At 61.9% G+C, this 21,611-nt stretch carries 21 protein-coding genes; 12 read left to right on the forward strand and 9 right to left on the reverse strand.

Going from position 1 to position 21,611, the window contains the following annotated elements; genetic code table 11:
* Window positions 1-103 precede the first annotated feature (103 nt).
* On the forward strand, window positions 104-1,339 hold the full coding sequence (gene entS, locus ACJBF3_RS16690) for an enterobactin transporter EntS (RefSeq protein WP_045325663.1): 1,236 nt from the start codon (window positions 104-106) through the stop codon (window positions 1,337-1,339).
* Between the two features lie 110 nt (window positions 1,340-1,449).
* Here the strand turns inward: entS and fepB are convergent, their stop codons facing one another.
* The gene (fepB, locus tag ACJBF3_RS16695; RefSeq protein WP_045325666.1) at window positions 1,450-2,409 is read right to left on the reverse strand and encodes a Fe2+-enterobactin ABC transporter substrate-binding protein; all 960 of its coding nucleotides are present in this window, start codon (window positions 2,407-2,409) and stop codon (window positions 1,450-1,452) included.
* Between the two features lie 187 nt (window positions 2,410-2,596).
* On the opposite strand from fepB, the gene entC reads away from it, so the two are divergent.
* Genes entC through entH form a run of 5 tightly spaced genes read left to right on the forward strand, consistent with a single transcriptional unit; the run spans window position 2,597 to window position 7,424 of the window.
* Window positions 2,597-3,772 (forward strand): isochorismate synthase EntC, encoded by a 1,176-nt coding sequence (gene entC / locus ACJBF3_RS16700; RefSeq protein WP_045325668.1) that lies wholly within the window; start codon window positions 2,597-2,599, stop codon window positions 3,770-3,772.
* Window positions 3,773-3,781: 9 nt separating this feature from the next.
* Window positions 3,782-5,392, forward strand: coding sequence for a (2,3-dihydroxybenzoyl)adenylate synthase EntE (entE, locus tag ACJBF3_RS16705; protein ID WP_045325670.1), 1,611 nt, complete (start codon window positions 3,782-3,784; stop codon window positions 5,390-5,392).
* Window positions 5,393-5,403: 11 nt separating this feature from the next.
* The gene (locus ACJBF3_RS16710) at window positions 5,404-6,258 is read left to right on the forward strand and encodes an isochorismatase (protein WP_045325673.1); all 855 of its coding nucleotides are present in this window, start codon (window positions 5,404-5,406) and stop codon (window positions 6,256-6,258) included.
* Window positions 6,255-7,010 (forward strand): 2,3-dihydro-2,3-dihydroxybenzoate dehydrogenase EntA, encoded by a 756-nt coding sequence (gene entA / locus ACJBF3_RS16715; RefSeq protein ID WP_045325675.1) that lies wholly within the window; start codon window positions 6,255-6,257, stop codon window positions 7,008-7,010. The genes ACJBF3_RS16710 and entA overlap by 4 nt, the downstream gene beginning before the upstream one ends.
* Window positions 7,011-7,424 (forward strand): proofreading thioesterase EntH, encoded by a 414-nt coding sequence (gene entH / locus ACJBF3_RS16720; protein WP_045325677.1) that lies wholly within the window; start codon window positions 7,011-7,013, stop codon window positions 7,422-7,424. It abuts the gene before it with no gap.
* Between the two features lie 90 nt (window positions 7,425-7,514).
* On the opposite strand, the gene ACJBF3_RS16725 is transcribed toward entH, so the two are convergent.
* From ACJBF3_RS16725 to ACJBF3_RS16735, 3 genes are read right to left on the reverse strand one after another with little or no spacing between them, the layout of a single operon-like run.
* Complete coding sequence (locus ACJBF3_RS16725) at window positions 7,515-8,627, reverse strand: M20 family metallopeptidase (RefSeq protein WP_045325680.1); 1,113 nt, start codon at window positions 8,625-8,627, stop codon at window positions 7,515-7,517.
* Window positions 8,628-8,640: 13 nt separating this feature from the next.
* Window positions 8,641-9,105: a YjiG family protein gene (locus tag ACJBF3_RS16730; RefSeq protein WP_045325682.1), complete on the reverse strand. Its 465-nt coding sequence runs from the start codon at window positions 9,103-9,105 to the stop codon at window positions 8,641-8,643.
* The gene (locus ACJBF3_RS16735; RefSeq protein WP_045325683.1) at window positions 9,102-9,815 is read right to left on the reverse strand and encodes a nucleoside recognition domain-containing protein; all 714 of its coding nucleotides are present in this window, start codon (window positions 9,813-9,815) and stop codon (window positions 9,102-9,104) included. Before ACJBF3_RS16735 ends, ACJBF3_RS16730 begins: the two co-directional genes overlap by 4 nt.
* Before the next feature lie 279 nt (window positions 9,816-10,094).
* Here ACJBF3_RS16735 and cstA point away from each other — a divergent pair, with 279 nt between their 5' ends.
* Window positions 10,095-12,200, forward strand: coding sequence for a pyruvate/proton symporter CstA (cstA, locus tag ACJBF3_RS16740; RefSeq protein WP_045325685.1), 2,106 nt, complete (start codon window positions 10,095-10,097; stop codon window positions 12,198-12,200).
* A gap of 60 nt (window positions 12,201-12,260) precedes the next feature.
* A complete protein-coding gene (locus ACJBF3_RS16745; RefSeq protein ID WP_006809671.1) occupies window positions 12,261-12,458 on the forward strand; it encodes a YbdD/YjiX family protein in 198 nt (65 codons plus the stop codon).
* On the opposite strand, the gene ACJBF3_RS16750 is transcribed toward ACJBF3_RS16745, so the two are convergent.
* The 4 genes from ACJBF3_RS16750 to ACJBF3_RS16765 all read right to left on the reverse strand — a co-directional run bounded on the left by ACJBF3_RS16750 (window position 12,455) and on the right by ACJBF3_RS16765 (window position 15,210).
* Window positions 12,455-12,859, reverse strand: coding sequence for a helix-turn-helix domain-containing protein (locus ACJBF3_RS16750; protein WP_045325687.1), 405 nt, complete (start codon window positions 12,857-12,859; stop codon window positions 12,455-12,457). The genes ACJBF3_RS16745 and ACJBF3_RS16750 overlap by 4 nt on opposite strands.
* Complete coding sequence (locus ACJBF3_RS16755; protein ID WP_045325690.1) at window positions 12,840-13,136, reverse strand: type II toxin-antitoxin system RelE/ParE family toxin; 297 nt, start codon at window positions 13,134-13,136, stop codon at window positions 12,840-12,842. The genes ACJBF3_RS16750 and ACJBF3_RS16755 overlap by 20 nt, the downstream gene beginning before the upstream one ends.
* Window positions 13,137-13,320: 184 nt before the next feature.
* Window positions 13,321-14,064, reverse strand: a complete 744-nt coding sequence (locus tag ACJBF3_RS16760; RefSeq protein ID WP_032638782.1) for an SDR family NAD(P)-dependent oxidoreductase — start codon at window positions 14,062-14,064, stop codon at window positions 13,321-13,323.
* A gap of 57 nt (window positions 14,065-14,121) precedes the next feature.
* Window positions 14,122-15,210 carry an oxidoreductase gene (locus ACJBF3_RS16765; RefSeq protein WP_045325692.1) on the reverse strand — a complete coding sequence of 363 codons (1,089 nt, stop codon included), beginning with the start codon at window positions 15,208-15,210 and terminating at the stop codon, window positions 14,122-14,124.
* A gap of 158 nt (window positions 15,211-15,368) precedes the next feature.
* On the opposite strand from ACJBF3_RS16765, the gene ACJBF3_RS16770 reads away from it, so the two are divergent.
* From ACJBF3_RS16770 to ACJBF3_RS16785, 4 genes are all read left to right on the forward strand, one after another.
* Window positions 15,369-16,871: a sugar ABC transporter ATP-binding protein gene (locus ACJBF3_RS16770; RefSeq protein WP_045325695.1), complete on the forward strand. Its 1,503-nt coding sequence runs from the start codon at window positions 15,369-15,371 to the stop codon at window positions 16,869-16,871.
* Window positions 16,868-17,863: an ABC transporter permease gene (locus ACJBF3_RS16775; RefSeq protein ID WP_047717688.1), complete on the forward strand. Its 996-nt coding sequence runs from the start codon at window positions 16,868-16,870 to the stop codon at window positions 17,861-17,863. The genes ACJBF3_RS16770 and ACJBF3_RS16775 overlap by 4 nt, the downstream gene beginning before the upstream one ends.
* Before the next feature lie 19 nt (window positions 17,864-17,882).
* Window positions 17,883-18,947 carry a sugar ABC transporter substrate-binding protein gene (locus ACJBF3_RS16780; RefSeq protein ID WP_045325699.1) on the forward strand — a complete coding sequence of 355 codons (1,065 nt, stop codon included), beginning with the start codon at window positions 17,883-17,885 and terminating at the stop codon, window positions 18,945-18,947.
* Window positions 18,948-19,040: 93 nt separating this feature from the next.
* Window positions 19,041-20,282, forward strand: a complete 1,242-nt coding sequence (locus ACJBF3_RS16785; protein ID WP_072265699.1) for an LVIVD repeat-containing protein — start codon at window positions 19,041-19,043, stop codon at window positions 20,280-20,282.
* Between the two features lie 87 nt (window positions 20,283-20,369).
* Here ACJBF3_RS16785 and mtnK read toward each other — a convergent pair whose 3' ends face one another.
* Complete coding sequence (gene mtnK / locus ACJBF3_RS16790; RefSeq protein WP_045325702.1) at window positions 20,370-21,569, reverse strand: S-methyl-5-thioribose kinase; 1,200 nt, start codon at window positions 21,567-21,569, stop codon at window positions 20,370-20,372.
* Window positions 21,570-21,611: the final 42 nt, after the last annotated feature.

Here is a 21,611-nt window from a genome sequence, read left to right on the forward strand (position 1 = left end):
CATCCATGATCTGATAATGATAGTGATTATCGTTATCTATCTTATTTGGCTATGTTAGCATGTGCGCCCATGGAATGGGTAGAATTACACTCAAGGCTTTGTCATGAATCAAAAATCCTGGCTGCTCAACCTCAGCCTGCTCAAAACGCACCCGGCATATCGCGCCGTCTTTATCGCACGCTTTATCTCCATTTTGTCCCTCGGCCTGCTCGGCGTGGCCGTGCCTGTCCAGATCCAGGCCATGACGCACTCCAGCTGGCTGGTGGGCTTGTCCGTCACCTTAACCGGTAGCGCGATGTTTATCGGCCTGATGGTCGGCGGCGTGCTGGCGGACCGCTACGAGCGTAAAAAGCTGATCCTGCTGGCGCGCGGCACCTGCGGCGTGGGCTTTATCGGGCTGTGTCTGAACGCGATGCTGCCGGAGCCGTCGCTGATCGCGATTTATGCCCTGGGGCTGTGGGACGGCTTTTTCGCCTCGCTGGGCGTGACGGCGCTGCTGGCGGCCACCCCCGCGCTAGTCGGGCGCGAGAACCTGATGCAGGCGGGGGCGATCACCATGCTCACCGTGCGTCTGGGCTCGGTGATTTCGCCGATGGTGGGCGGCCTGCTGCTGGCAACCGGCAACGTGGCGTGGAACTACGGCCTGGCGGCAGCGGGAACCTTCATCACCACGCTGACGCTGCTGCGCCTGCCGCGGCTGCCGCCTCCGCCGCAGCCGCGCGAGCATCCGCTTAAGTCGTTGATGGCGGCCATTCGTTTTCTGTTCAGCAACCGGCTGATTGGCGGCATTGCGCTGCTCGGCGGCCTGCTGACCATGGCGAGCGCCGTGCGCGTGCTCTACCCGGCGCTGGCGGGCGAGTGGCGGATGAGCGCCTCGGAAATAGGCGTGCTGTACGCTGCCATTCCGCTCGGCGCGGCGTGCGGGGCGCTGACCAGCGGCAACCTGGCGCAGAGCGCGCGTCCGGGGCTGATTATGCTGTTTGCCACGCTGGCCTCGTTTATCGCCGTGGGCTTCTTTAGCCTGATGCCGGTGTGGGCGCTGGGCGTGCTGTGCCTGGCGATCTTCGGCTGGCTGAGCGCCATCAGCTCGCTCTTGCAGTACACCCTGATCCAGACCCAGACGCCGGAAGGGATGCTCGGGCGCATCAACGGCCTGTGGACCGCGCAGAACGTCACGGGGGATGCCATTGGTGCGGCGATCCTCGGCGGGCTGGGGGCGATAATGAGCCCGGCGGCATCGGCGAGCAGCAGCGGGTTTGTACTGGCGATTATTGGCGTGATTTTATTGGCGGTTTTGGTGGAGTTGCGTCGGTTCAGGCAGGAGAGGGCTCCGGCGTGATTTGCCGGGTGGCGGCTGCGCCTTACCCGGCCTACATTTTGCACTCCCCTGACCCTGTAGGTCGGGTAAGGCGAAGCCGCCACCCGACAAAAGGCCCGGTGGCGCTGCGCTTATTTAAACATTGAATCCAAACGCTGCAACACCAACATCGCGCTGTAATAATCCAGGCGGAACGTCTCCGTGCCCAATGCCCAAACCCGTTTGTTTTTCACCGCCGGCAAATGCGCCAGCAGCGGGTTGGCGTAAATCGCCGCCACGTCTTTCTCATCACCTGCAAACAGGAAAAGCCCTTCGCCGTTCAGCCCCGTCGCCAGGTTTTCCCCGCCCAGCTGAATGATGTCGTGGCGTTTCCCCTGGCTTTGGGAGGTGTGCAGCCCGGCGGGCAGCTGCGCCAGCGTAAAGCCCAGCTGGTGCAGCAGCTTGCCCTGCGCGGATTCTGCGGTCCACAGGTTGGCGCTGCGCGCGGCGGCGGTGTAGACGATGGCGTTGACCGGCTGCGGCGGCAGCGTCATCTGCTGTTTCACCTGGGCGAGCTGTTTATCAAACGCGGCTATGCGCCCGGCAGCCTGTTTTTCCTGTCCGGTGATGCTGCCCAGCTGGGTCAGCAGTTCCTGCCAGCTCTTGTCGTCGTAGTTGATGATAAGCGTCGGGGCGATGGCGGAGAGCTGATCGTACAGCGCCAGCGCGGAATCGCCGCCGGTGGCGCCGATCAAAATCAGATCCGGCATTTGCGCGGCGACCGCTTCGGCGCTCGGCTCGCCAATGTACAGCCGCGCCACCTTGCGCTGTTTCGCAATATCCCCCCACTGGCGCAGGAAACCTTGCCCGTCCGCCACGCGGTTGTTCGGCGTGGTCGCGCCGCTGGCGATGACCGGTGCGTCTATCGCCAGCAGGGAGCCGGTTAAGGTCACGCTGGTGGAGACGATGCGCGTCGGTTTGCTCTCAAGCGTGTGCACGCCGCGGCTGTCGGTCACCTGACGCGGCCAGTCGGCGGCAGCGGCTGAGGCAAGTCCTAAAACAAAAAGTCCAGGTAAAAGCAGGGTATTACGGAAAAGAGCGGGGAATTTCACAGCGCGACGTCCTGTTTCTGTTGAAGATAATGCTTCTCATTTTCATGGTTGCTGTCACGGGATGCAAGCGTTTGTCGCAGAAGTTATTTGTCCGACGGTTGACAGCGAAGCGATGTGGGATTAGGTTAGCCAACGAAAATATAAATGATAATCATTATTGCTTCTTTTATCGTTTGTGGAGGATGATATGGACACGTCCCTGGCTGAGGAAGTTCAGCACGCCGCGACCACGCTGCCGTCAGACAGCTTTTTCTTTATGTCGCCATACCGCAGTTTTACCACCTCCGGCTGTTTTGCCCGCTTCAGTGAACCCGCCGTCGGCGGCGACGATCCGGCGGGTGGCTTCCAGCAGAAATTAGCCCAGGCCTTCCGGAATGCAAAAGCCAGCGGTATTGCTCACCCGGTGATGGTAGGGGCGATCCCGTTCGATACCCGCAAACCTTCGTCGCTGTTTATTCCGCAGCGCTGGCAGAGCTTTTCCCGTCCTGCGCGACAGCAGTCCGCACGCTATTTTTCCGCCGCGCAGGCGCTGAAGGTGGCACAACGCACCGAGATCCCCCCGCAGCCCGTCTTTGAAGAGATGGTCGCTCGCGCCGCGTCGCTCACCGCCACGCCGCAGGTCAATAAGGTGGTGCTATCGCGCCTGATTGATATCGCAACCGACAAAAAAATGGACAGCGGCGCGCTGATGGAGCGCCTGATCGCCCAGAACCCGGTGAGCTTCAACTTCCACGTGCCGCTGGAAGACGGCGGCGTGCTGCTGGGGGCCAGCCCCGAGCTGCTGCTGCGCAAAGAGGGCGCGCACTTTAGCTCGCTGCCGCTGGCGGGCTCCGCGCGCCGTCAGCCGGACGACGTGCTGGACCGCGAGGCGGGCAATAAGCTGCTGGCCTCCGAAAAAGATCGTCACGAGCACGACCTGGTGACCCAGGCGATGAAGGCCATTCTGGCACCGCGCAGCCACCATCTCAGCATGCCGGATTCTCCTCAGTTGATTACCACCCCGACGCTGTGGCACCTGGCGACACCGGTGGAAGGCGAGGCGCGTGAAAACGAGAACGCCCTGACCCTGGCCTGCCTGCTGCACCCGACTCCGGCGCTGAGCGGCTTCCCGCATCAGGCGGCGAAGGAACTGATTGCCGAACTGGAGCCGTTCGACCGCGAGCTGTTCGGCGGCATCGTCGGCTGGTGCGACAGCGAAGGCAACGGCGAGTGGGTGGTCACCATCCGCTGCGCGCGTCTGCATAAGAACACCGTTCGCCTGTTTGCCGGTGCGGGCATTGTGCCTGCCTCCTCGCCGGTTGGCGAGTGGCGCGAGACGGGCGTTAAGCTCTCCACCATGCTCAACGTGTTTGGCCTGCACTAAGGAAGACTGATGACTATTCCCTTTACCCGCTGGCCTGAAGATTTTGCCCGCCGCTATCGTGAAAAAGGCTACTGGCAGGATCTGCCGCTGACCCACATCCTGACGGATCGTGCGGACAGCGATGCGGTGGCGATTATCGACGGCGAGCGGCACATCACCTACCGCGCCTTTAATCAGGCGGTGAACAGCCTGGCGTCAGCCCTTCAGTCGCAGGGGCTGCAGCGCGGCGAGACCGCGCTGGTGCAGCTTGGCAACGTGGCCGAGTTCTACATCACCTTCTTTGCGCTGCTGCAAATCGGCGTCGCGCCGGTCAACGCGCTCTTCAGCCACCAGCGCAGCGAGCTGAACGCCTACGCGATGCAGATCAAACCCGCCGTGCTGATTGCCGATCGCGACCACGCGCTGTTTGCGGGCGATGACTTCCTCAATGCTTTCGTGGATGAACACCGTTCGGTACGCGTCGTGCTGCTGCGCGGCGATAAGGGCGAACACGCCCTGGAAGCGGCGATTGCGCGCCAGGCGGACAGCTTCATCCCGAACCCGACGCCCGCCGACGAGGTGGCGTTCTTCCAGCTCTCCGGCGGCAGCACCGGCACGCCGAAGCTGATCCCGCGCACGCACAACGACTACGACTACAGCATCCGCCGCAGCAACGAGATCTGCGGTATCACTGCGCATACCCGGTATCTGAACGCGCTGCCCGCGGCGCATAACTACGCCATGAGCTCGCCGGGATCGCTCGGCGTCTTCACCGCGGGCGGCTGCGTGGTGCTGGCGAACGATCCGAGCGCCACGCTCTGCTTCCCGCTGATCGAACGGCATCAGATTACCGTCACCTCGCTGGTTCCCCCGGCGGTGAGCCTGTGGCTGCAGGCGATTGCCGACGGCGCGGGGAGCGCGCAGCTTGCCTCCCTTAAGCTGCTCCAGGTGGGCGGCGCACGGCTCTCCGCCACGCTCGCGGCGCGCATTCCGGCCGAGATTGGCTGCCAGCTGCAGCAGGTGTTCGGCATGGCGGAAGGGCTGGTGAACTACACCGCGCTCGACGACGCGCCGGAACGCATCATCAACACCCAGGGCCGACCGATGTGCCCGGACGACGAAGTGTGGGTGGCGGACGAGCACGGCAACCCGCTGCCGCGCGGGGAGGTCGGGCGTCTGATGACGCGCGGGCCGTACACCTTCCGCGGCTATTTCAACAGCCCGGAACACAACGCCAGCGCCTTCGACGCCAACGGCTTTTACTGCTCCGGCGATCTGATCGCCATCGACGAGCAGGGCTACATTACCGTGCAGGGGCGCGAGAAGGATCAGATCAACCGCGGCGGCGAGAAGATCGCCGCGGAAGAGATCGAGAACCTGCTGCTGCGCCACGAGTCGGTGATCCACGCCGCGCTGGTGAGCATGGACGATGCCCTGCTGGGCGAGAAGAGCTGCGCGTATCTGGTGGTGAAACAGCCCCTGCGCGCGGTGGAGGTGCGCCGCTTCCTGCGCGAGCAGGGCGTTGCCGAATTCAAGCTGCCGGACCGCGTGGAGAGCGTGGATGCGCTTCCGCTGACGCCGGTCGGCAAAGTCGATAAGAAACAGCTGCGCCTGTGGCTCGCGGAACGCGCACAGGGCTGAGGAAAAAGAGTATGGCTATCCCAAAATTAACCGCATACGCGCTGCCAACAGCGGCAGAGCTGCCGACCAACAAGGTGAACTGGGCGTTTGAGCCTGAACGCGCGGCGCTGCTGATCCACGACATGCAGGAGTATTTCCTGAACTTCTGGGGCGAAAACAGCGCCATGATGCAGCAGGTGGTGGCGAACATCGCCAGACTTCGCGCGTACTGCAAAGCGTACAATATTCCGGTGTACTACACCGCGCAGCCGAAAGAGCAGAGCGACGAAGACCGCGCCCTGCTGAACGACATGTGGGGGCCGGGCCTGACCCGCTCGCCGGAGCAGCAGCGCATCGTGGCTGAACTGACGCCGGACGAGGCGGACACGGTGCTGGTGAAGTGGCGCTACAGCGCGTTCCACCGTTCGCCGCTGGAGCAGATGCTGAAGGAGACGGGCCGCAACCAGCTGCTGATTACCGGCGTGTACGCCCACATCGGCTGCATGACCACCGCTACTGACGCCTTTATGCGCGACATCAAGCCGTTTTTTATTGCCGACGCGCTGGCGGATTTTACCCGCGACGAGCATCTGATGTCCCTTAACTACGTGGCCGGGCGTTCTGGCCGCGTGGTGATGACCGACGAGCTGCTGCCGTCCGTTCCGGCCTCGAAGGCCGCGCTGCGCGAGCTTATCCTGCCGCTGCTGGACGAGTCCGACGAGCCGATGGATGACGAAAACCTGATCGACTACGGTCTGGACTCGGTTCGCATGATGGCGCTGGCCGCCCGCTGGCGCAAAGTGCACGGCGACATCGACTTCGTTATGCTGGCAAAAAACCCCACCCTCGACGCCTGGTGGGCGCTGCTCTCCCGCGAGGTGAAGTGATGGGACTGGATTTCACCGGTAAAACCGTCTGGGTGACGGGGGCGGGCAAGGGCATTGGCTATGCGACGGCGCTGGCGTTCGCCGAGGCGGGCGCGCAGGTGACCGGATTCGACCTGGCGTTTCCGCTGGGCGATTATCCGTTTACCACCGAAACGCTGGACGTGGCGGATGCAGGGCAGGTGCAGGAGGTGTGCGGGCGCGTGCTGGCGTCGCTTGAACGCCTGGACGTGCTGGTCAACGCGGCGGGCATTCTGCGCATGGGGGCGACGGACCAGCTCTCGCAGGCGGACTGGCAGCAGACCTTCGCGGTCAACGTTGGCGGCGCGTTCAACCTGTTCCAGCAGACGATGGGCCAGTTTCGACGCCAGCAGGGCGGGGCGATCGTCACCGTGGCGTCCGACGCGGCGCACACCCCGCGCATCGGCATGAGCGCCTACGGTGCGTCGAAAGCGGCGCTGAAAAGCCTTGCCCTGACCGCGGGGCTGGAGCTGGCGGGCAGCGGCGTGCGCTGTAACCTGGTGTCGCCGGGCTCAACGGACACCGACATGCAGCGCACCCTGTGGAAAAGCGACGATGCGGAACAGCAGCGCATTCGCGGCTTTGGCGAGCAGTTCAAGCTCGGCATTCCGCTGGGTAAAATCGCCCGTCCGCAGGAGATCGCCAGCACGGTGCTGTTCCTGGCCTCCGATGCCGCCAGCCACATCACCCTGCAGGATATCGTGGTGGACGGCGGCTCCACGCTGGGGGCATAAATGATCTGGAAACGTCATTTATCGCTTGAGGCGCTGAACGCCACCAGCCTGAACACAATGGTGGCGCATCTCGGCATTGTCTATACCCGCATCGGTGACGACACGCTGGAAGCGGAGATGTCGGTGGACGCGCGCACCCACCAGCCGTTTGGCCTGCTGCACGGCGGCGCCTCGGCGGCGCTGGCGGAGACGCTCGGCTCGATGGCCGGGTTTCTGATGACCCGCGACGGGCAGAGCGTGGTGGGCACAGAGCTGAACGCGACGCACCACCGGGCGGTATCCCACGGCAAGGTGCGCGGGGTGTGCCAGCCGCTGCATCTGGGGCGTACCAGCCAGAGCTGGGAGATTGTGATTTTCGACGAGCAGGGAAGGCGCTGCTGCACCTGTCGGTTGAGTACGATGGTGCTGGGCTAGTATTGTACTGAATCGCCGGGTGGCGGCTTCGCCTTACCCGGCCTACGCGCCAAATGTAGGCCCGGTAAGCGCAGCGCCACCGGGCGGTGTTTACAGCATCGACACAACCCGCTTCAGCAGCCGGATCCTCGGTTCAATGGATGCTTTATCCAGCCACTCCGCCGGACTGTGGAAGCCCGCGCCTATTGGCCCCAGGCCGTCGAGGGTCGGAACGCCGAGCGCGGCGGTGTGGTTAGCGTCGCTGCCGCCGCCGACTGCCTGCCAGGTGATGGCGATCCCCTCTTCTTTACCCGCTTTTTCGACGAGCTGCATCAGCTGCCGCGTGGCTTCACTCGCCGCCATTGCCGGCTTGTGGTTAACGCGCGTCAGCGAGGTGGCTACGCCTTCTAAAAAGCCATTTCTGCACAGCGCGTCCAGCGCCTGATTGACCCGGTCATACTCGTCGTTTTCCCAGAAGCGCACGTCGAGTTCGGCAAAGGCGCTGTCCGCCACCACGTTGGCCGCGCTGCCGCCGCGGATCACCCCGACGTTGAGCGTGGTGCCGCGATCCCAGTCGGTGAGCGCGTTAATGGCGGTCACGGCGTGCGCCAGCGCGGTAATCGCCGAGCGGCCTTTTTCCGGGTCGTTGCCCGCGTGCGCCGCCACGCCGCTGAAGGTGAGGTGGTAGCCCGCCATGCCTTTACGCGCTTTCACCAGCGAGCCGTCGGCGCGGGCCGCTTCGCACACCAGCACGCAGCGGGAACGCTTGGCCAGCTCGCCAATCCACGCGTGGGAATGGACCGAGCCGGTCTCTTCGTCCGGGTTCATCGCCACGGCAATCGCGAGACGATCTTTATCCGCGGCGTCGAGCCCGCGCATCGCCCACAAAATATTCAGAAGTCCGCTCTTCATATCCGAGACGCCGGGGCCGTACAGGCGGGAATCGTCCTCGCTCATCGGACGCTCGGCCACGGTGCCGGGGGCAAACACGGTATCCAGGTGCCCGACCAGCAGCACGTCGAACCGCTCGGCCTGCGGCCTGTTGCTGACGAACACGCCGGGGCCAACCTTATCGCCCAAATCGACCTGCTCGGCGTGCCAGCCCTCGCGCTGCCAGAGCGTCTGCATGATGCCCGCGACGGTAGCCACGCCGGCGGTAGTCTGGGTGCCGCAGTCCACGTTCACCAGGGTTTTAAGTTCTTCAATATAGTGGTCAAGATTCATGGTTACGTCCTGTTCAGAGAATGATGCGCATCAGCAGCATGGCTAAGAAGGCGTTGATCACCGAGAGGGCGATCATCAGCGGAATGCGTCTGGCGCGGGTGCCGATCACGCCGAGGATGCGGCCCAGGTATTGCACCTGCGAGCCCATCAGATAGATCGCCGGGGCGAGAATGGCTAAGTGTTCCCCGGTCAGAATGCCTTTATCAAACAGGCCAATCGCCACGCCGATGCCGCCGCCCATCGACATCCAGCCGCCAATCAGCACGGCGGCGGCTTCGCCCGGCAGGCCGAACAGGCCCATCAATGGGGCGAAGATCATGCCCAGCCCTTTCAGGGCACCGGTAATTTCCAGCGCCTTGATGATGATAAACGCCATTACTACGTTGGGCAGGGTGCTGCTGGTGGCGATGCCCCAGCCCTTGCGCGCGCCCTCGACGAAGACATCGGTAATAACGGGATTCGATTGTGGCGCACTCATGCGGCTTCTCCTTGCTTCACGGCGGCGGTTTTTCCCGTCAACGTCAGGATCAGGCGCAGCAGGTTTGCGCCAACGATTTTCATCACAAACATCACGGCGATGCATCCGCCTATTGAGGCCGGAACCGCCGCGGTGCCGTCAGCGGCGACCAGGGTAAAAAGGATCGCGCCCGAGGAGAAAAAGTTGGTGATCATCGCGCCAGCGGAAAACTGGAACATGGCGAAGACGTCTTTTTCCGTTTCGCTAATCTGCCCTTCGTCGGCCAGGTTGCGCGTAAGCGACGCGCCGACGTCGGTGCTTTGCAGGCTGCCGATCAGCGCCAGACCGGCGGTGCCGGGGATGCCCAGCAGCGGGCGCAGCAGCGGGGTTAACAGCTTGCGCGCCGCACGCAGCGCGCCGTAGTGCTCCAGCACGTTGATCATGCCGAGCGCAAACATGACTGCCGGAATCAGCCCGAGCGCGAACAGAAATCCGTCCATCGCGCCGCTGCCGCCCGCGCCGCGAAAGGCGCTGGTGGCGGTGGTTAACGTGCCGTCGTCGAGGCTGGCTTTGCTGACAACCTTGCCGAACGCGCCGTTGAGGGTGGTGAAATCAAACACGCCGTACCACTCTTTTCCACCCAACAGGCCGGAGAAGAAAACGGCTGCGAAAGCCAGCGCAAAGTACGCGCCGGGCCCGACCTTATACTCCCGAGGTTCTGAACTTTTCATATCCTTTTCCTTGTAAATGCGCGGGTGCGCAGGCTCATTCTGGCGATGTTTTACCCAAAAAAGATGATGCAAATCATTTCGTAACGGCGTCACGGGATGAAAAAGATAAAAATGTGACCGGTGACGGAGCGGGGGAGAAGCGAAAGTGATCGGCTTAACACTGTGGTGTAAATCTCTGGTTTGACCACGCATTATTGCGTTTCAGAGTTGTTAAATTTTTCCGGTTGTTCTAGAAACAAAATGTAACATCTCACTGTTTCACAACAACGGATAACCACGATGAACAACTCAGGGAAATACCTTACATGGGCAGGGCTCTCCGTTGTGGGAGCTTTTGCCCTGGGCTATATCGCCCTCAACCGGGGGGAACAGATCAACGCGCTGTGGATCGTTGTCGCCTCCGTCTGCATTTATCTGATCGCCTACCGTTTTTATGGCCGCTATATCGCGAAGAACGTCCTCGGCGTTGACGCGACGCGCATGACGCCTGCCGTTCGCCATAACGATGGGCTGGACTATGTGCCGACCGACAAGAAAGTGCTGTTCGGTCACCATTTTGCGGCGATTGCCGGGGCAGGCCCGCTGGTGGGACCGGTGCTGGCTGCGCAGATGGGCTACCTGCCCGGGATGATCTGGATCCTTGCGGGCGTGGTGCTGGCGGGCGCGGTGCAGGACTTTATGGTGCTGTTCGTCTCGACCCGTCGCGACGGGCGTTCGCTGGGGGAGCTGGTGAAAGAGGAGATGGGGGCCACCGCCGGGGTGATTGCGCTGGTGGCGACCTTTATGATCATGGTGATCATCCTCGCCGTGCTGGCAATGATCGTGGTGAAAGCGCTGACCCACAGCCCGTGGGGAACGTATACCGTTGCCTTTACCATTCCGCTGGCGCTGTTTATGGGGATCTACATTCGCTATCTGCGCCCGGGCCGCATTGGTGAAGTGTCGGTAATTGGCCTGGTGTTCCTGGTGTTCGCCATTATCTCCGGCGGCTGGGTGGCGGAAAGCCCGACCTGGGCACCGTTCTTCGACTTTACCGGCGTTCAGCTGACGTGGATGCTGGTGGGCTACGGGTTCGTGGCGGCGGTGCTGCCGGTGTGGCTCCTGCTGGCTCCGCGTGACTACCTCTCTACGTTCCTGAAAATCGGCACCATCGTCGGTCTGGCGATCGGCATTCTGATTATGCGTCCGACCCTGACCATGCCGGCGCTGACCAAATTTATCGACGGCACCGGCCCGGTCTGGACCGGCAACCTGTTCCCGTTCCTGTTTATCACCATTGCCTGCGGGGCGGTGTCGGGCTTCCACGCGCTGATTGCCTCCGGCACCACGCCGAAGATGCTGGCGAATGAGAATCAGGCCTGCCTGATTGGCTACGGCGGCATGCTGATGGAGTCCTTCGTCGCCATTATGGCGCTGGTCTCCGCCTGTATTATCGACCCGGGCGTCTACTTCGCGATGAACAGCCCGATGGCGGTCCTGGCACCGGCGGGCACCGTTGACGTGGTGGCATCTGCCGCACAGGTGGTGAGCGGCTGGGGCTTTGCGATTACCCCGGACACGTTAACAAGTATTGCTAACGAAGTGGGCGAGCAGTCCATTATCTCCCGGGCGGGCGGGGCACCGACGCTGGCGGTGGGCATGGCCTACATTCTCCACGGCGCGCTGGGCGGGCTGATGGACGTGTCGTTCTGGTATCACTTCGCCATCCTGTTTGAGGCGCTGTTTATCCTGACGGCGGTGGATGCGGGAACCCGTGCGGCGCGCTTTATGCTGCAGGACCTGCTGGGGGTGATCTCCCCGAACCTGAAGCGCACCGATTCGCTCCCGGCTAACCTGCTGGCGACGGCGCTGTGCGTGCTGGCGTGGGGCTATTTCCTGCACCAGGGCGTGGTGGATCCGCTGGGCGGCATTAACACCCTGTGGCCGCTGTTCGGCATCGCCAACCAGATGCTGGCGGGCATGGCGCTGATGCTCTGCGCGGTGGTGCTGTTCAAGATGAAGCGCCAGCGCTATGCGTGGGTGGCGCTGCTGCCAACCGCGTGGCTGCTGATCTGTACCCTGACTGCGGGCTGGCAGAAAGCCTTCAGCCCCGATAACAAGGTGGGCTTCCTGGCGATTGCCAACAAGTTCCAGGCGATGATCGACAGCGGCAAGATCCCGGCGCAGTACACCGAGTCCCAGCTGTCGCAGCTGGTGTTTAACAACCGTCTGGACGCCGGGCTGACCATCTTCTTTATGGTGGTGGTCGTGGTGCTGGCGTTGTATTCTTTGAAGACCGCGCTGGCGGCCCTGAAGGAAGACAAGCCGACGGCGAAAGAGACGCCGTACGAGCCAATGCCTGAAAACCTGGAAGAGATTGTCACCCAGGCGAAAGGGGCGCATTAACCTGTGTGCCGGGTGGCGGCTTCGCCTTACCCGGCCTACATTTCCTGTGAGATCAGAACGATGTTCGACACCCTTTCCAAAGCAGGTAAGTACCTGGGCCAGGCTGCCAAAATGATGATTGGCGTGCCGGACTACGACAACTACGTCGAGCATATGCGCGTCAACCATCCGGACCAGACGCCCATGACCTACGAAGAATTTTTCCGCGATCGCCAGGACGCTCGCTACGGCGGCAAGGGCGGAGCGAAGTGCTGTTAACCCTCTTTCGGTAAATAGAGGCTGATTTGCTCCTGCTTACAGCCGTAGAGCGCCGCCAGCTTTTCGCGGGTGCGCTTTTGCGGACGGGAGTCCACCGCTTCCAGCTGCGACACGGCGGACTGGGTGATGCCAAGTTTCTCCGCCACCTCCTGCTGGGATAGCCCGCGCAGGATACGCCACGCGGCCTGCAGGCTGACGTTCTGCCAGGTCATGATGCTGCACACTTCGCCGGGCAATTCCACGTCATCCAGACTATCGTGTTCGACCTCAATATCCTCCAGATCGTCATCGGTTTCGTCGTCGATCTCTGCCATCTGTGAGCACATGCGGAAGTATTCGTGATAAGGAATAACCACATACTGCGTTTTACCGTTATCGTCCTTAATTAGCTGAACAGCCATAGGTGGCTTTCTCCTCATGCAGGTAAGTCGTTGAAGTTCTGCGCTTGACGGCCAAAACATAACAATGGTTATCAGGCTCGTCCCGAAGCATATAGATGATGCGGTAATCGCCAACGCGTAGCCGGAAATGATCTTCAGTCGCCGATATTTTTTTGATATCGGGCCGGGGTGCCGAGCGGTCATCCAGTTCGGCAAGCTTTACCTCAATGCGTCGCTGATACCGCTCGTCAATCTTTGAAAATGCCTTCTTTGCACCATTTGCCCAGACAATCTTCATCCGTACCTCCACTGTACGCCCACACAAAATATAAGGAAATAATAAGACTATTAGATAAATTCCGAATTTCTAATGGGGGTACTGTAGAGCGGAGAAAAAATGCGAGAAAGCGGCAAAAGGTAAAGCGTCGAGGCGGCTCGAAAAGGCCTCTGCCGGTCGACAGAGGCTTGCAGGAAAATTGCGATCAGGCGTTCAGGCCGCCGTCAACGTCCAGACCGGTACCGGAGATCTGCCCGGCGGCCGGGCTGGCAAGAAACGTGACCGCCGCCGCGACGTCTTCCGGCTGACCGTAATGGCCCAAAGCAATAAGCTGACGCTGAGAGTCAGCCTGTTCCCCGTCTTCCGGGTTCATATCGCTGTTGGTGGGACCGGGGTGGACAAGGTTTACGGTGATGCCGCGCGGGCCGAGATCGCGCGCCAGGCCGCGGGTAAGAGAGTTAAGGGCCGACTTGGTCATTGAGTAAACGGCAATGCCCGGCTGCGCCACGCGGTTCGCCAGACAGCTCCCGATGTTGATAATGCGCCCGCCGTCGGACATATGCACCAGCGCTTCCTGAATGGCGATCACCACGCCGCGGATGTTGACGTTGATCAGAGCGTCGATGTCCGCCAGGGTCATGGACTCCAGCGGGCCGCCGCGCGCGATCCCGGCGTTATTGACCAGAATATCCAGCCCGCCAAGTGAACGCGCCGCATGGGTGACGGCATCCTGAATCGCCTGCGCGCTGGCGCTGTCGGCCTGCACGGCCTCGCCGTGACGTCCCAGCGCCTTTATCTCATCGGCGACCGCCTGGGCTTTATCGGCAGATTTTTCATACGTAATAATCACATCCGCACCGGCGCGCGCCAGCGACAGCGCGATAGCACGACCCAACCCGCGGCTGGCACCGGTAACCAGCGCCTTTTTTCCTGTTAAATCGATCTGCATGATGACCTCGTGACGAGAGTGGTAAGAATCATCATTAGGTATAGACGGTCAGAACGATTAACGGCTGAAGGATTCCACTTTCTCAAACGCGGCGCGCAGAACGTCAGGGGTTAACGTAATGGGTAAATAGTGAATCGACTCCACCGGGCGCAGGGTGTGGGCAATCACCTTATCCAGCTCGTCACGGCTGTTAATATCGACGTCCAGCTCGCGAAGCGTGGTCGGCAGCTTAAAGCGCTGATACGCCGTCACCAGCTGCGCCAGCACGTCGTCCTGGCCGAGCAGGGCGCTTTGCACCAGAATGCCGTAGGCTACCTTGGTACCGTGCAGGTATTTTTCCGTCTGCGGCAGCACGGTTAAGCCGTTGTGCACCGCATGGGCCGCCGCCACGCGCGTATAGCGTTCGCCCAAACCCCCGACCATACCGCCACCGGCGACGATCGCATCCACCACGTCCCGAAACGCCTGCGTCAGCTTGCCGCGCTGCTGGTCAGCAAGCGCCTCCTCGCTGCGTTCCAGCAGCACGTCGCGGATCGCCAGCGCGCCGTTAATGCCCAGCCGGACGGTCAGGGGCAGATCTTCAGGCTGCGGGGCGAGGACCACCGCTTCGTACCACTTCGCCAGCGTATCGCCGATGCCTGCCAGCAGATATTCCGCCGGGGCGTTAAGGATGATTTGCGGCTCCACCAGCACCAGGAAGTTGGCGTCGTCGAAGATCTCAAAATGCAGCGCCTGACCGGCATCGTTGTACCAGACGGAGAGCGGAGTCCACGCCGCGCAGGTGGCGGCAATGGTGGGGATGCCCACGAACGGCACGTTCAGTCGACGCGCCACGGCCTTGACGGTATCCAGCACCGCACCGCCGCCGACGCCAATCACCACGCTGGCGTCACTGCCGGATTCGTTCACCAGGTGGGCGACGTCGCGCTCGCTGCAGTGGCCCTTAAACAGCAGGTGCTTCGCCCCCGGCGCGTGAAAGCTCTCCGGCAGAAAAGGGCGCGCGGCGTCGATGGCGCGTTCGCCGTAGATCCACACCGCCCGGGACAGCTGTTCCTGGGTAAAGAAGTCTTTCAGATGCGCAAGGCTTCCGGAATGGGAGAAGTAGTTCGCCGGGCCAGGCACGACGCGGATATCGGTGTTGCTCATGGTGTTGTCCTTTTTGGGAAGCGCTAACCCGATGTTATGTCTGGACATCCGGATGGCTAATAATATTTCGCTTTAACTTATGCCTTTTCCGTCGTTGTCAGTCAACCAGAGCTGTGAAAAATTCGATAAATCAGAAGAGTAATGAAGGATTTACGCGGATGGTTTCCAGTCGCCTTGAGATGCGCGGTATCAGCCTGGCCTTTTCCGGCTTTCAGGCGCTGTCACGCGTGAATTTCACCTTAACCGGCGGATCGGTACATGCGCTGACCGGCGCCAACGGCGCGGGGAAATCGACGCTGATGGCGGTGCTGTGCGGCACGCACGACCACTATGAGGGCGAGATAAGCATTAACAACCAGCCGGTGACGATCCGTGAACCGCTCGACGCCAAACGGCTGGGGATCCACCTCGTGCAGCAGGAGGTGGACGTGGCCCTGATCCCGGGGTTAAGCATCGCCGAGAACATCATGCTCGACCAGCTGGCGCAGCCGGGGCACCGCTTCAGCTGGCGCGCGATCCGCCAGCAGGCGAGACGGGCGCTGGCCCAGCTGGATGTCGCTCTGGACGTGCGCCGTTCCATCGACAGCTGCACGCTTGCCGAAAAGCAGCAGATTTTGCTGGCACGGGCGCTATCCCACCACTGCCGTTTTTTAATTCTTGATGAACCTACCGCGCCGCTGGACGCGCACGAGAGCGAGCGTCTGTTTGCGGTCGTAAGACGCTTAAAGCAGCAGGGCATCGGCGTGGTGTTTATTTCCCACCGCATTCACGAGCTGAAGGCCATCTGCGACACCCTGACGGTACTGCGCGACGGCAATCTGATTGAGTCCGGGCCGATGGGCGATCTCAGCGGCGAAGCGATCGTCGAGAAGATGCTCGGCCACGTGCTGAGCGATATCTATCCGCCCGCGCGGCCGCCGCACAGCGACGAAACGCTGCTGCGGGTAGAAGGGCTGCACGACGACGCGCTGCTGAAGGATATCTCTCTGCACCTGCGTAAGGGCGAAATCCTCGGCATTGCCGGGCTGGCGGGTGCGGGCAAAACCGAACTCTGCAAGGCGCTGTTTGGCGCCAGCAAAAGCCGCGTGGCGCGCGGTGAGCTGAATCATCAGTCCTGGCAGCCGCGCGACCCGGCGGATTCCGTGCTGCGCGGCCTGGCGCTGGTGCCGGAGGAGCGGCGCAAAGAGGGCATTTTTATCGACGAGCCGGTGAGCATGAACCTGGCCGTGACGGCGGATAACAGCTTTTCGCGCTGGAGCCTGTTCGGCCATCGTCAGGCGTGGCGCTGGGCGGAAGAGGTGATTGCTCGCGTCGGGGTGCGCGCGCGTGGACCGGGGCAGGTGCTGCGCCGCTTATCGGGTGGCAACCAGCAGAAGGTCGCCATCGGCAAGTGGCTGCGCAATGACGCCCGCGTGCTGATTTTCGACGAGCCGACCAAAGGCGTGGACGTGAAGGCCAAAACCGATCTGTTCCAGCTGATTGACGGCCTGGCGCGCGAGGGCAAAGGGGTGATTTACGCCTCGGGCGAATTCGCCGAGCTGGTGGGGCTGTGCGACCGCATCTGCGTGCTGTGGGACGGGCGCATCGTGGCGGAAATCGCCGGGGCCGAGGCCCGCGAAGAGACACTACTTTATTATTCAACCGGAGGAACGGCGTCGTGAGCAAGGCCCTTTCAGTAAACGCGGCGGCGTCGGGCCGCCAGCAGATTTTCGATTTTCTCTACAAGTGGGGCATGCTGCTGACCGTGGTTGCGCTGGTGGTCGTCTTTGGCCTGGCGTCGGACAGCTTCCTCGATCCAAACAACATCATCAATATTCTGCGCTCGATTGCCATCGTGACGGTGATAGCCATTGGCGTGTCGATATCGCTGACCATCGGCGGGTTCGATCTCTCCGTGGGATCGACCGCCTCGCTGGCGAACGCGCTGGTGATTTCGCTTTTCGTCTGGCACGGCTTCGGCACCACCGAGTCGATTCTGATCACCCTCGCGCTCTGCTCGCTGGTGGGGCTGTTTAACGCCTTTCTGATCGTCATCCTGCGCATTCCGGACATGCTCGCGACGCTGGCCAGCCTGTTTGTGATCCAGGGCGTGGCGATGACCTACAGCTACGGCGGGTCAATTACCGAGAACATGGTGCTGCCGAGCGGCGACATGGCGGAAGGGACCATTCCGGCGGCGTTCAGCCTGCTGGGGCAGGTGCCGACTATCGTGATCGTGATGCTGGTGGTGACCGTGCTGGCGCAGCTGGGGCTCTCTTTGACCACGCATGGACGACGCATGTACGCCATTGGCGGTAACCCCGAGGCCGCGCGTCTCTCCGGCATTCGCACCACGCGCTACAAGGTGGCGGCTTACGTGATCGCCTCCCTGCTGGCGGGACTGGGCGGCATTCTGCTGGCCTCGCGCATCGGCTCATCGCAGGTGAATGCGGGCGGCGGCTATCTGATGGACGCGGTGGCGGCGGCGTGGATCGGCTTCTCGCTGGCCGGATCCGGCAAGCCGAACGCGCTGGGAACCCTGGTCGGGGCGGTGATTCTCGGCGTGCTGTCGAACGGGCTGGTGATGCTCTCCGTGCCGTATTACGCCATGGACATTATAAAAGGGCTGGTGCTCGCGGTAGCGCTGGCGATTACCTACATACAAAAACGCTGACAACACAACGGGATACAAAATGAAAAAAATTGCTCTCTCTTTGGTGGCACTTGGGTTATTCACCGCTCTGCCTGGCTTCGCGGCCACGCCCGCGCCGCTTCCGGCGGCCATTGCCAACCATGACGGCCCGATTCGCATCGCGGTGATCCGCAACCTTGGCTCAGACGACAACACCACGCAGTTTATTGCGGGGGCCATTCAGGAAGGGAAAAAGCTCGGCTTTAAGATCAGCACCTTTTTAAGCAACGGGGACGACGCTAAATTTCAGGACTTCGTGAACCAGGCCATCAGCCAGAAGTACGACGGGATTATCCTGTCTCAGGGCCGCGACCCGTACTCTACCGCGCTGGTGAAGAAGGCGGTGGATGCCGGGATCAAGGTCGCCGTGTTTGATACCGCCGTCAACGGCGAGATCCCAGGCGTGACCGTTACCCAGCAGGATGATGCTTCGCTGACGAACCTCTCCTTCGGCCAGCTGGCGAAAGATTTCAACGGCAAGGCCAATATCGTCAAGCTGTGGGTAGCGGGCTTCCCGCCGATGGAGCGTCGTCAGGCGGCGTACAAAGCGCTGCAAAAGCAGTATCCGGACATCAAAGAGCTGGAGTCAATCGGCGCGGTCTCGTCTGACGTGCAGGGCGACACCGCCAACAAGGTGGGCGCTATCCTGGCGAAATACCCGAAAGGCAAAATCGACGCCATCTGGGGCACCTGGGACGCCTTCAGCCAGGGCGCCTATAAGGCGCTGAAAGAGAATGGCCGCACCGAGATCAAGCTCTACAGCATCGATATCTCCAACCAGGATCTGCAGCTGATGCGCGAGCCGGGCAGCCCGTGGAAGGTGAGCGTGGCGGTGGATCCGAAGCTGATTGGCGCAACCAACGTGCGTCTGGTGGCCAATAAGATTGCCGGAGAAGCCACGCCTGCGACCTACGATTTCAAAGCGGCCGCCATTCCGCAGGCGCTGCTGACCGCCCAGCCGGGCCCGGTGAACGTGGCGTCGCTGGGGAAAATCATTCCGGGCTGGGGCCAGACGGAAGACTTTATCGCGCCGTGGTTTGCGACGCTGGAAGCGAAGAATAAATAAAACCCAGCCGGGTGGCGGCTGCGCCTTACCCGGCCTACATTTCGCGCCCGTAGGCCCGGTAAGCGCAGCGCCACCGGGCGAAAGGAGCTCAAGGTGACTCATTTACCCCCTCCCGAATACAGCCGCAATATGCGGCTGATTGGCCATAGCGACCAGGGCGGTCGTCCGGACGGCGTGCAGCTCATGGTGCACCGCGGTTTCGCCTATATCGGCCATATGGTGTCGCAGGGCTTTTCGATTGTCGACGTGCGCGACCCGAAGAACCCGAAATCGTCAGGCTACGTGCCCGCGCCGCCCGGCACCTGGAACGTGCACCTGCAGGCGCATGACGACCTGCTGCTGGTGATCAACGCCCGGGATCTGTTTGCCGATGCCCGCTTTGCCGATGAGAAGGTCTACTACACCCGCCAGGTGGGGGAGACCGTCAGCGACGTGCGGGACAAAGGCTGGAGCGCCGGGCTGCGCGTCTTTGATATCTCCACGCCGGAGAGGCCGCGCGAAATCGGCTTTCTGTCGCTGAGCGGTATCGGTATTCACCGTATCTGGTACGTTGGCGGGCGCTGGGCGTACGTCTCGGCGCTGATTGACGGCTTTACCGACTACATTTTCCTGACCATCGACCTTGCCGATCCGCGTAAGCCCGAAGTGGCGGGGCGCTGGTGGCTGCCGGGAATGAACCAGGCCGAAGGGGAGAAGCCGAACTGGCCGGAAGGGAAACGCTACGCGCTCCACCATGCGATTATTGCAGGGGATACCGCGTACGGCAGCTGGCGCGACGGCGGCCTGACGCTGCTGGACGTGAAGGACCGCACCCGGCCTAAGCTCATTAGCCACCGTAACTGGAGCCCGCCGTTTGGCGGTGGCACGCACACCGCGCTGCCGCTGCCGGACCGCAATCTGCTGGTGGTGCTGGACGAAGCGGTGCTCGACAACCAGGAGGACGGCGAGAAGCTGATCTGGCTGTTTGATATCCGCGAGCCGTCGAACCCGGTGAGTATCTCCACTTTCCCGCAGCCGGATGAAACCGACTACGTGGCGAAAGGGGCGCATTTCGGGCCGCACAACCTGCACGAGAACCGGCCGGGGAGCTTTGTCAGCTCGACGCTGATTTTTGCGACTTATCAGAACGCGGGCGTGCGTGCCTATGACATCTCCAATCCGTATCGTCCGGTGGAGACCGGCGCGCTGGTGCCTGCCGCGCCGGAGAGGATGATGGATACGCGGCCAAATCGCCCGCAGGTGATCCAGTCCTGCGACGTGTTTGTGGATGCGCAGGGGATTATTTACAGCACGGATTATAACGGCGGGCTGTCGGTGATTGAGTATTTGGGGTGAGTTTTTGCCGGGTGGCGGCTTCGCCTTACCCGGCCTTCATTTTGTACCCGTAGGCCCGGTAAGCGCAGCGCCACCGGGCAAATGTTCTCAGCTGTACTGCCGAACGCGCGCCACCAGATCTTCCACGCTGTCGATGCGGTCGGCAATGAGAATCAGCGCCTTGCCGAGCGTAATCGCGTGGCGCAGGCATTCGTGGCGCATGGCGTCATCCTGGATGGTGTCGATATCCGCGACGTGGGAAAGCCCGACGCTGCGGCGAATCAGCTCGGTGCCGCAGAAGCCAATCGCGTCATGCCAGACCTTCTTCAGAAACGCGGAGGCATAGCCCGGCGCGCCGAGCGCGGCATCGCGCGTTTTCTCATTTGCCAGCGCCTGGAAGCGCTCCGCGAAGGTGTTCCACAGCGCCTGAATATCGGTCAGGCGCTGCTCGCGCGCGGCGGCGGCATCGCGAATGCCCAGATGCCCCGGCAGGCCGCAGAAGTTGAGCAGCAGGTTGCCGATGGCGGTGCCGACGTCAAAGCCAATCGGCCCGAAATAGCCGAACTCGGCGTCGATAGCCTTCAGGCTGCCGTCCGCCACAAAAATCGACCCGCTGTGGATATCGCCGTGCAGCAGCGCCTCAGCGTGCGAGAAGAAGCGGTGCTTCAGGGAGGCTACGGCAATCTTCAACTGGCCGTCGTCGCGCAGGGCGGCGACGTCATTTTCCAGCTCGGCCGGGTAGCTGTTGCGCTCGTGGATCTGGTACGGATCGTTGAAGAACAGATCTTCGGTGATCTCGCACATCTCCGGGTTGATGAATTTCGCCACCTGCGCTTTTTTCGCATGCGGGTGCAGGTAGAAATCGCTGGTGTGGAACAGCGCGCTTGCGAGGTATTCACCCAGCTGACGCGCCGCCTGCGGGTAATAAATGTTTTTAATCAGCTCGCCGCGCCAGATGCGATGGCTGGAGAGATCTTCCATCACCATCACCGCCAGCTCCGGGTCGAAGTGGTGGATTTTTACGGTGTGCTGCGGGCTGTGCTGGTAATGCTCGACCAGGGTTTCCGCCTCCAGACGCGCGCGGTCCAGCGTCAGCGGCCACGACTCGCCGACGCAGCGCACGTAGGGCAGCGCCTGCTTAACGACGATGCGGCTCACGCCTGCGCTGTCGAAGATTTTGAACACCAGATTGAGGTTGCCGTCGCCAACTTCCTGCGCCTCTACCAGCGATAACGGATCGTCAAGTCCGCCAAACTGCCTGGCATACTCCACGGCGTCCTGAGCGGTAAAGGTACGGTATTGCGACATGGCCTGCTCCTCACAAGATTGCTAATAAAGACATGTAGACGT

The sequence above is a fragment of the Enterobacter sp. PP-008-ECC_S150 genome (genome assembly GCF_045257065.1).
Taxonomy (GTDB): domain Bacteria; phylum Pseudomonadota; class Gammaproteobacteria; order Enterobacterales; family Enterobacteriaceae; genus Enterobacter; species Enterobacter chengduensis.

Excerpts from the sequence above, each read along its gene's own strand:
- ACJBF3_RS16770 (WP_045325695.1), top strand. The coding sequence starts at position 15,369 with ATGGTTTCCAGTCGCCTTGAGATGCGCGGTATCAGCCTGGCCTTTTCC.
- ACJBF3_RS16750 (WP_045325687.1), bottom strand. The coding sequence starts at position 12,859 with ATGGCTGTTCAGCTAATTAAGGACGATAACGGTAAAACGCAGTATGTG.
- ACJBF3_RS16725 (WP_045325680.1), bottom strand. The coding sequence starts at position 8,627 with ATGAATCTTGACCACTATATTGAAGAACTTAAAACCCTGGTGAACGTG.
- entS (WP_045325663.1), top strand. The coding sequence starts at position 104 with ATGAATCAAAAATCCTGGCTGCTCAACCTCAGCCTGCTCAAAACGCAC.
- cstA (WP_045325685.1), top strand. The coding sequence starts at position 10,095 with ATGAACAACTCAGGGAAATACCTTACATGGGCAGGGCTCTCCGTTGTG.
- entE (WP_045325670.1), top strand. The coding sequence starts at position 3,782 with ATGACTATTCCCTTTACCCGCTGGCCTGAAGATTTTGCCCGCCGCTAT.
- ACJBF3_RS16745 (WP_006809671.1), top strand. The coding sequence starts at position 12,261 with ATGTTCGACACCCTTTCCAAAGCAGGTAAGTACCTGGGCCAGGCTGCC.
- entH (WP_045325677.1), top strand. The coding sequence starts at position 7,011 with ATGATCTGGAAACGTCATTTATCGCTTGAGGCGCTGAACGCCACCAGC.
- ACJBF3_RS16780 (WP_045325699.1), top strand. The coding sequence starts at position 17,883 with ATGAAAAAAATTGCTCTCTCTTTGGTGGCACTTGGGTTATTCACCGCT.
- ACJBF3_RS16710 (WP_045325673.1), top strand. The coding sequence starts at position 5,404 with ATGGCTATCCCAAAATTAACCGCATACGCGCTGCCAACAGCGGCAGAG.
- ACJBF3_RS16765 (WP_045325692.1), bottom strand. The coding sequence starts at position 15,210 with ATGAGCAACACCGATATCCGCGTCGTGCCTGGCCCGGCGAACTACTTC.
- mtnK (WP_045325702.1), bottom strand. The coding sequence starts at position 21,569 with ATGTCGCAATACCGTACCTTTACCGCTCAGGACGCCGTGGAGTATGCC.
- entC (WP_045325668.1), top strand. The coding sequence starts at position 2,597 with ATGGACACGTCCCTGGCTGAGGAAGTTCAGCACGCCGCGACCACGCTG.
- ACJBF3_RS16760 (WP_032638782.1), bottom strand. The coding sequence starts at position 14,064 with ATGCAGATCGATTTAACAGGAAAAAAGGCGCTGGTTACCGGTGCCAGC.
- ACJBF3_RS16735 (WP_045325683.1), bottom strand. The coding sequence starts at position 9,815 with ATGAAAAGTTCAGAACCTCGGGAGTATAAGGTCGGGCCCGGCGCGTAC.
- ACJBF3_RS16755 (WP_045325690.1), bottom strand. The coding sequence starts at position 13,136 with ATGAAGATTGTCTGGGCAAATGGTGCAAAGAAGGCATTTTCAAAGATT.
- ACJBF3_RS16730 (WP_045325682.1), bottom strand. The coding sequence starts at position 9,105 with ATGAGTGCGCCACAATCGAATCCCGTTATTACCGATGTCTTCGTCGAG.